Here is an 8,650-nt window from a genome sequence, read left to right as displayed (position 1 = left end):
TAGACTTTTCCCTTGGTGTCAAAATGCCTATCGTTCCCTGCTTTTTTCCCGTTTCCGGTATAATTCCAGTGCTTTGATAATGGTTTCTTCCATTTTCTGCTGTGTAGTTCCCAATGGAAAATATTTTTTTAGCCGGTTCTTCGGGATTTTCCACTGTTCTACCTGATTTGGCTTCTCTTCTGACATAATCGATAGCAAAACATCTTCATTCAACCTACCCTCTGCTGAAAATTTGCGGATTTTAATTGCCTGTGCATGACTTGGGGTACAAGCCTCCGACTCCATGGTGTCGTACAATATCTCCTGTTCCTCTTTCGGCAAATAAGACAGCTCCACCGCCGGACGCATAGAAATCTTTTTGTCATCAACCATTTCAAGGATTTCCGGGATAAGTTCTGTAAGGCGGATATAGCGGCGGATTTGGTCTTGGCTTTCTCCAACTTGTTCACCTAATATTTCTCTTGAAGTCTTTCCACGAAATTCCTGTGCCATTGGCACAGAATTTTTTCTTGGACGTCCGGCTTGTCTCTTCATAGCCTCTAGCTTCATTTTATAAGCAAATGCCTTTTCGGATGGTAAGATTTCTTCTCGCTGAAGATTGCTGTCAACCATGACAATGACTGCTTGGTCATTACTAAGATTTCTTACAATGCATGGCATTGTCTCTTTTCCAGCCAGTTCACTTGCCATTTTTCTGCGGTGTCCAGAAATCATTTCATACCCGCCTGTTGGCTTTTCCCTGACAAGTGATGGGACTAATCCGCCATGATCACGCACGCTTTCGATAGTTTCCAACATCTTATCATCCATTTTCACCTTAAACGGATGATTCGGAAAATCTGTAATTTCATAAATAGAAATATCTTTTACATACTCCTGATTCTTATGATCTCTTTCTTCCTGTGTGGTAAAAAGGTCATCGGCTGAGGGAAGATTCATGTTTATTTCTCTGCTTTTCGCCACATTGAATCACCTTCCTCGTAAATTCTGCATACGCCTTTGCAACAGTTCCATTCTTGTCATACTCATAAATGCTCTGTCCTGCTGCACTGCTTTCTGCCGCTGTGATAGCCACTGGAATAACCGTTTTAAAAATTCGGATATGTTTTCCGTAATTTTCTCGAAGGCTATCCTCTGTTGTTCTTGCAAGTTTTGTCCGCATATCTGCAAGTGTCAGTAAGACTCCATCAATCTTCAGATTAGGATTTAGCTGCCTTTGTACCTTGCCGATTGTTTTCATTAACTGTGTCATGCCCTTTAATGGAAGATAATGAGCCTGCACCGGAACAATTACACTATCTGCGGCGACTAATGCATTGATGGTCAGCATTCCCAAACTAGGCATACAATCAATCAAGATATAATCATAATCCTTTTTCAAATCTGCCAGATACAGCTTTAGTGTCTGCTCTCTGCTCATGGCATTTACCAGGGAGATTTCCATGCCCGATAATTCAATGTTAGTTGGAATAATGTTAACTCCTTCTTTATGGTGTAAAATGCCTTCATTATACACAAATGGTTCGTCTTGTAATACTTTCTTCATCTGTGTATCCAACGTAATCGGAAGATTATCTGCATCAGTCCACCCCAATGCGGTTGTTAAATCTCCCTGTGGATCAGCATCGACCAATAATACTTTTCGCCCTTGATGTGCAAGACCGATTCCTAGATTCAATGTTGTTGTGGTCTTAGCTGTTCCTCCTTTCTGATTTGCAAGGGCAATTACTTTACACTTGGTCATATGTTTTCCTCCTTCCGCGAAAAATTTAATAGCCAATCCTTTTTACGGAATTGGCTATGTATAAAAATGGGTATGAAAAAGCCGACTGACTCGTATTGAACCAATCGGCTATGTAATGTTAATTAATACTATATTTATCTATTAATGACTCAGGGAAATTCCATATTTTAGCTTTTCGTAACTCAGTCAATCTACTTTCACTATCCCTCACCCAAAATTGGCAAAAGTTAAATCCTTGCTTTAAACGTTTATTAACTGCATAAAAACTCATATCTACCAAATATGCTACAAAATCTTCTTTTTTTCTACTTTCCGAGCTAATTGTATCTTTTATAACATGTAAATATCGTAAATTAACTAAATTTTTTAACAGATATTCATGCTTCTCTGCTAGTGCCTTCGGATATAGAAATACATTGGTATTTTTTTCTTCAACAATTTCTTTAGCAATTAGTGCTATTGCCTCCTGAATTAGTCCCGTTGAACAGCCAAAATCAGTTTCTATATTATTATCTTTATCTGCTCGCAAATCCTTTACGACAGAATAAATATGTTCCTTTTTTATAGTTTTACTATTATCTTGTCGAGCATTTTTTATTATTTCTGCAAACATTAGTAAAAAATCTCGTGGATTCCCTCCTGTTGCAATGATTGCATATAACAAGACTTCCGCATTACTAAACAATCCTTCAATATCTTGTTTAGCCAATCCCAAACTTGTGTTAATGTTAATAATAATTTTCAACAGATATTCTCTTGTCCTGTCCAATTCTGATAAATCAAAATCCAATTTTATTGTTGAAAAGTCATCTTTGTAAGACATATCTCGTTTTTCATTTTCATTCATTCGTAACCTATTAGGCAAAGTCGCTATTTTAAAACAAAAGGAATAATTGTTACACAGCTTATATATGTCATGAAAATATTGAATAATCTCCGGTTGGTTTTCTAACGGAATTTGATAAAAATCATCCCAATATACTACAACACCTTTTTCTGTAATCTTCTTTACCTCATTAAACAAAAATGCAATATTTTCTTTCTGTTCTTGAAGTATCTCTATTCGGCTTACCTTTTTTACATATGACGTCTTCATCTCTGAAGAATTATATGTTGTCACCTCATCCATTCTCTTTTCCAAATACTCAGTTATACTGCTAAGTGATGTATTTATACTGCTTTGCACTATTTTATATTTCCCCTGCAAATTAACATCTACATTGGCATTAGTTTTAAAATTTGATGTATATTCTTCTCTATTGGTAGTTTCATGATTATTTCTTTTTTCTTCCGAAATCTCAATTTCAATTCCATCTTGAATCCTTTTTAAATGTTCAATTAAAGACTCTTCTTTTTCTATCAAATCTAAATAATTTTTTTCATCTATATATTTTTGTTTTAACTCTTTATCTCTTTTCTTTAACAACCAATAAATTATCCCTGTAATTCCTTCATACTGCCTTAAATATTGTTTCTCTAAAATCACAAATTCCTCTTTCAATTCATCTGATATACTTTGCATTATCTTAGATAATATTTTTATAATAATATTAATAATTGCTTCACTTTTTATAGGCTGAATATCAATAGCTGTAATTATATTAACATCTTTTTTTATAGCTGCTAAAATTAATGTTGTTTTCCCACTTCCTCTTCTTCCAAATATCAAATTGTTATTAGGAATATTTATTTTTTGCATATTATCAGCTACATCAATATATTCAACATTTTCCACCGATTTATAATCAGCTATCTTTCGTCTTCTAACTCTTTCTATATCCGATAATAATGTGGTTATTTTACTATCACCTATATTCATTTTATTTCTCCTCAAATGTTATTTTCATAAACTTTCTTTTTATTATAATCTTAGTTTTCCTTTTCATCAATCCAGATTCTTTCTTCCTATCAATGAATTCATTAATCTATATTCAAATTAAAAATATTAATATTTTTCTATGTGTTTAAAATCAAAAAACAAGCAATGAAAAGTCACAAAACCTCTTCATCCACCCGCTTTTCACCTATACTCTCACAACTACCGCTTCCACAACATCTGGATGTTCAACCACCCAAGCACCACAAAATACCACCTGTTTTGTGACTTTCTCATGCTAGGAAACAAAATATTCAACAGCATTATTTGGAAAAAATTCCTTCATCTCGCCGTAAAGCTGTGCAGCAAGTGTCTTATTATGTGAAATAATAAGCGTAGGCTTCTGCACTTTCTCAATAATATTAGCCATTGTAAAAGTCTTTCCCGAACCGGTTACACCGACAAGCGTCTCAAACTGATTGCCCTCAAGAAATCCATCTGAAAGCTTCTTAATTGCCTGTGGCTGGTCACCGGTCGGCTTATATTCAGATACCAACTCAAAATGATTCATACTGTTCTCCTGATTAAGATTAAACTATGTGATATATCTAAAATAATAAACTATTCCTAGTATGTTACCACTATAGTATATCATTCAAAATAAAAAAAGTACAGAACAAATCGAATATTTGTTCTGTACTTTTAAAACTCTTAATTCATTTTTCCTTTAAGATAGTTGACAGCTGCCTCATACTGGACGTCACTTACAGCATCATCCGGAAGCGTAACCTCAATATCAGGTGTAACACCATTTCCGTGAATATCCTGTCCCTTAGGAGTAAAATATTTGGCAATCGTATACTTTACAGCACTTCCGTCTGTGAGCGGCTGTATTGTCTGGACAATACCTTTACCGAATGTCTTTGTTCCGATAATCGCACCTTTTCCGTAATCCTGAACCGCACCGGCAAATATCTCTGAAGCACTCGCACTATCCTCATTTACAAGAACTGCAAGAGGAACTTTAAGTTCATTGCTGTTGCTTCCCTTATATTCCTTACGTGTTCCGCTCTTAGTCTCTGTATACACAATCAATCCATCCGGAAGAATCCCATCAAGAATATCAACAACGCTGTTTAAAAGTCCACCAGGATTTGAACGTATATCAATTATAAGTCCGCTCATTCCCTGCTGCTGCAAATCTTCTAATGCTTCTTTAAACTGCTTTGTCGTAACTTCATCAAACTGTGAAATTATAATATATCCAATATTATCATCCATCATTTTATGGTCAACAGTCTTTACATTTACCTCTGCTCTTTCAACTGTAAAGGTAAGTGTCTGTGAACCCCTTCTTATTTCAAGATTAACAGTTGTTCCTTTGTCCCCCTTTATAAGTGCAACTGCGGATGATAAATCCATATCAGTTATATCTGTTCCGTCAACTTTCACAACACAGTCGCCCTTTCTTATTCCCGCTTTGTATGCCGGAGCATCCTCATATGGATCTGCGATAAGAATCGAACCATCCTCATTTTTCTGACATACAGCACCTATTCCATAGAACTTGCCGCTTGTCGATTCAAGGATTGCCTTATATTCATCAGGAGTATAATAAACTGTATATTTATCGCCATAGGAATCAAGAAAAGCCTTGTAAATATAATTTTCAGCCTTTTCATCATCTGTTCCACCAAAATAAAAATTCCTGTCAAGAAGCGAATCAATTGCATTAAGCTTACCCTCAACATCACTTCCTATTCCATCTGAATCATCAGTTGAAGTCTGCTGCACATACACCTCTCCATTTGCACCAAAATGAAGATATCCTTTTCTCTCAAAAATCCCAGCTGTAATTCCCACAACAGAAACCGTTGCGAAAACTCCTGCAAGAATGCCAGCCACAAGCCCTTTGCCAAACTTTGACTTATTTTTATTTTTTTCTCTCTTATACGATGCATACGCATTATTTAAATCATTGTTCTGCTGATTTGAATTGTCCATATTATCCATCTGTTTTCGCCTTTCAAAAAACTTAAATCAGAACAAATCTGTATTAAGACCCGTTCTGATTTATGTATAAAAAATATGCCTTTCTACCTTAAATATCCCCAAGGATTAACATATGTACCGCCATAACGCACACTGAAATGAAGATGTGCTCCTGTCGATTCACCTGTCGAACCCATCAGAGCTATTGTATCTCCTCTGTTTACTGTCTGGCCTATAGAGACAAGGAACTGTGAACAGTGCATATAAATAGAATAAAGTCCATTGCCATGGTCTATCCAGAGCCAGTTACCTGCTGACCAGTTATACTCAGCTCTTACAACTCTTCCTCCGTCAGCCGCATAAATAGGGTCTCCCCATACGCCCGGCGTAGTTGCTCCTATATCAATTCCAATATGCGGATTGTTTCTTCCATCAGTATCGCCATAATCAGAAGTTATTCTTCTTGATATTGTAGGCCATAGAAATACTCCCGTACTTGGAATATCTGTGCTTCCGCCACTATTTCCGCCATTATTATTGTTGTTATTTCTGTTCTGTTCCTCAAGCTCGCGTTCAATACGCTCTATCTCACTCGTAAGTCCGCTGATATCACTGGAAAGTTCCGTTTCCTGTGCCTTTGAGGATGCTATGAGACTGTTATAATTGGCAAGTTCGCTCTCTTTTTCAGCTTGCATCTGTGCAAGCTCATCACGCTGTGATTCAAGCTGTGACTGTGTATCAGCAAGCTCAGTATAATCATCCTCGAGCTGCTGTTTTGCCTCAGCTATATACTTAATAGTCTCTTCATATTTTGTGAGCATATCCCTGTCATATGACGAAATTTTTGTAACATATTCGGCACGGTTTAACATTTCACCCATACTCTCAGATGTAAGAATCAAAGCAAGATAACTCTCTTCATTATGTTCGTACATAAATTTAATTCTTAACTTCATCATCTCGTACTGGCTTGCTGCATCTTCCTGTGCCGCCTCAAGATTCTGTGTTGTCTCATCAATCTGTGTATTCAGATCTTCCATCTTTATCTGGAGTTCGTACAGACTGCCATTAAGTTCTGACATCTGTGTGTCAAGTATTGCCATATATTCTTTTGTATCTTGTGCACTGGCCTTATATTCGTCCATTTTCTTTTGAACATCTTTTCTTTGCTGTTCCTTATCTTCTTTTTCCTGTTTTACGTCATCAAGGTCAGAAGCCGCGACCTTTTTTGCCGCAAACAATCCGTTAGACAAAGCCATAACAGAAGATGCACATAATGCAAGGCACAGCAATGTAGCAACAAATTTTAAAATTGTCGTTTTTTTCATACGGTGCCTCTCCTTTCTCAATACCATCCGATAACGGCACATTCTTTAAACATTTTACAAACCGGCATTTTATACATTGGCATGCTTACGTACCGCAAAGAAGCTTCCGAGGAAACCAATGCCGATTCCGAGGCATATTGCCACAGGGGCAAGAACTCTGAAAACATCTGACATCGGCATAAATGCAAGAATATTGCTGAGGATTGAGAATTTACCAAGAACGTAGCTGATAACCTTCTGATAAATATACCCCAGAATAACAAGCGGAATTACTGAACCAATAATTCCGATTGTAATACCCTCAACGAAAAACGGTGCATTTACAAATCCATCAGTTGCACCAATAAATTTCATAATTGAAATCTCGTCTTTACGAACTGTAATACCAATAACAATTGTATTCGTAATAAGGAAAATTGATACTGCAAGAAGTATGATAATAATTGCTGCAGCAACATATCCTACAAGCTTTGCTGCACTTGCAAGGCTGCTCGCAGTAACCTCTGAACGGTTTACCTGTCTTACGCCGTCAAGATTCTCAAGATATGTTACAAGTGTACCCTGCATGCTTGCATCGCTGAGATATACCTCATAAGATGCAGAGTTGGCAAGCGGGTTATCATTCTTAAATCCTAATGCAAGTTCAGGATATTCCTTAAAATATTCTGTCTTGAATTTATCCCATGCCTCTTCAGCAGATGTGTAATGTACTGAAGAAACTTCAACTCTTTTTGAAATAGTATCACCGAGCTGCTTAATCTGTGTCTCTGAAAGTCCCTCGTCAAAGAAAACCGTAACACAGACTTCATTTTCAGCCTTTTTAACCATATACTGGAAATTCATTACAAGTGAATACAAAATACCAAAAAGAAATATACATGCCGCTATTGTTGCTATTGAAGCAAGTGAAAACAGACGGTTGCGGTATATGTTCTTGAGACCGTCTTTTATATGATAAAATAATGACCTAATCTTCATAGAAATAACCACCCTTTTCCAAATCGCTTATAATCTTACCTTCACTCATTGTGATAGTTCTCTTCTTCATCTGCTGCACAATTTCCATGTTATGTGTAACAACAAGGACAGTCGTGCCAAGCTTGTTAGCCTGATTAAGAATCTTCATAATCTCGGCAGAATTGGCAGGGTCAAGGTTACCTGTCGGCTCATCACATAAAAGGATAGCCGGTCTGTTTACAAGAGCTCTTGCGATTGCAACTCTCTGCTGCTCGCCGCCTGAAAGCTCATTCGGATAAGCCTTATATTTGTCGAGAAGCCCAACCATTGAGAGCATAGAAAGGACACGGCTCTTAATCTGTCTTGACGGAGCTTCTACAACCTTCATTGCAAATGCAATATTTTCATAAACATTTCTATCCGGAAGAAGCCTGAAATCCTGGAACACAACACCTATGTCCCTTCTGAGATAAGGAAGCTTCTTTCTTGTGATTTTGTTAAGATATTTCTTATTAATATATATCTTTCCTGTTGTCGGGTCTAACTCTTTAAGCAGAAGCTTTATAAGAGTTGATTTACCCGAACCGCTTTTACCTACTATAAATACAAACTCACCCTTCTGAACATGCAGATTAATACCATTTAAGGCAGGTGTACCGGATGAGTATGTCTTTGTGACATTTTCTAAGATTATCATCAGTAATCTCCTCCATTAAAATGTATCTTTACTTTCCATATACTTCATATATTTCACAACCATAAGTGCAATCTTGAATGTAATCGCATCATCAAATACACGCAAATCAAGACCTG

The 8,650-nt window shown here is 36.7% G+C and carries 7 protein-coding genes and 1 pseudogene; all 8 read right to left on the bottom strand.

The window, feature by feature from the left end; genetic code table 11:
- Nucleotides 1-27 precede the first annotated feature (27 nt).
- The 8 genes and pseudogenes from QZL64_RS01755 to ftsE all read right to left on the bottom strand — a co-directional run bounded on the left by QZL64_RS01755 (nucleotide 28) and on the right by ftsE (nucleotide 8,534).
- Nucleotides 28-963: a ParB/RepB/Spo0J family partition protein gene (locus tag QZL64_RS01755; RefSeq protein ID WP_441351084.1), complete on the bottom strand. Its 936-nt coding sequence runs from the start codon at nucleotides 961-963 to the stop codon at nucleotides 28-30.
- Nucleotides 917-1,744, bottom strand: a complete 828-nt coding sequence (locus tag QZL64_RS01750; RefSeq protein ID WP_021840332.1) for a ParA family protein — start codon at nucleotides 1,742-1,744, stop codon at nucleotides 917-919. Before QZL64_RS01750 ends, QZL64_RS01755 begins: the two co-directional genes overlap by 47 nt.
- Nucleotides 1,745-1,862: 118 nt before the next feature.
- Entirely contained in the window at nucleotides 1,863-3,563 is a 1,701-nt protein-coding gene (locus QZL64_RS01745; protein WP_021840331.1) for a hypothetical protein, read from the bottom strand.
- Nucleotides 3,564-3,861: 298 nt separating this feature from the next.
- Nucleotides 3,862-4,131, bottom strand: a pseudogene (locus QZL64_RS01740) (DEAD/DEAH box helicase family protein); the annotation flags it as partial.
- Between the two features lie 140 nt (nucleotides 4,132-4,271).
- Nucleotides 4,272-5,573, bottom strand: coding sequence for a S41 family peptidase (locus QZL64_RS01735; RefSeq protein WP_021840329.1), 1,302 nt, complete (start codon nucleotides 5,571-5,573; stop codon nucleotides 4,272-4,274).
- Between the two features lie 83 nt (nucleotides 5,574-5,656).
- Entirely contained in the window at nucleotides 5,657-6,880 is a 1,224-nt protein-coding gene (locus QZL64_RS01730) for a murein hydrolase activator EnvC family protein (protein WP_021840328.1), read from the bottom strand.
- Between the two features lie 69 nt (nucleotides 6,881-6,949).
- Nucleotides 6,950-7,858, bottom strand: coding sequence for a permease-like cell division protein FtsX (gene ftsX, locus QZL64_RS01725; protein ID WP_021840327.1), 909 nt, complete (start codon nucleotides 7,856-7,858; stop codon nucleotides 6,950-6,952).
- The gene (gene ftsE, locus QZL64_RS01720; RefSeq protein ID WP_021840326.1) at nucleotides 7,848-8,534 is read right to left on the bottom strand and encodes a cell division ATP-binding protein FtsE; all 687 of its coding nucleotides are present in this window, start codon (nucleotides 8,532-8,534) and stop codon (nucleotides 7,848-7,850) included. The genes ftsX and ftsE overlap by 11 nt, the downstream gene beginning before the upstream one ends.
- Nucleotides 8,535-8,650: the final 116 nt, after the last annotated feature.

This window comes from Veillonella sp. CAG:933, assembly GCF_000431435.1.
Lineage (GTDB): Bacteria > Bacillota > Negativicutes > Veillonellales > Veillonellaceae > Veillonella_A.
This window is presented reverse-complemented; position numbering and strand designations above follow the sequence as displayed.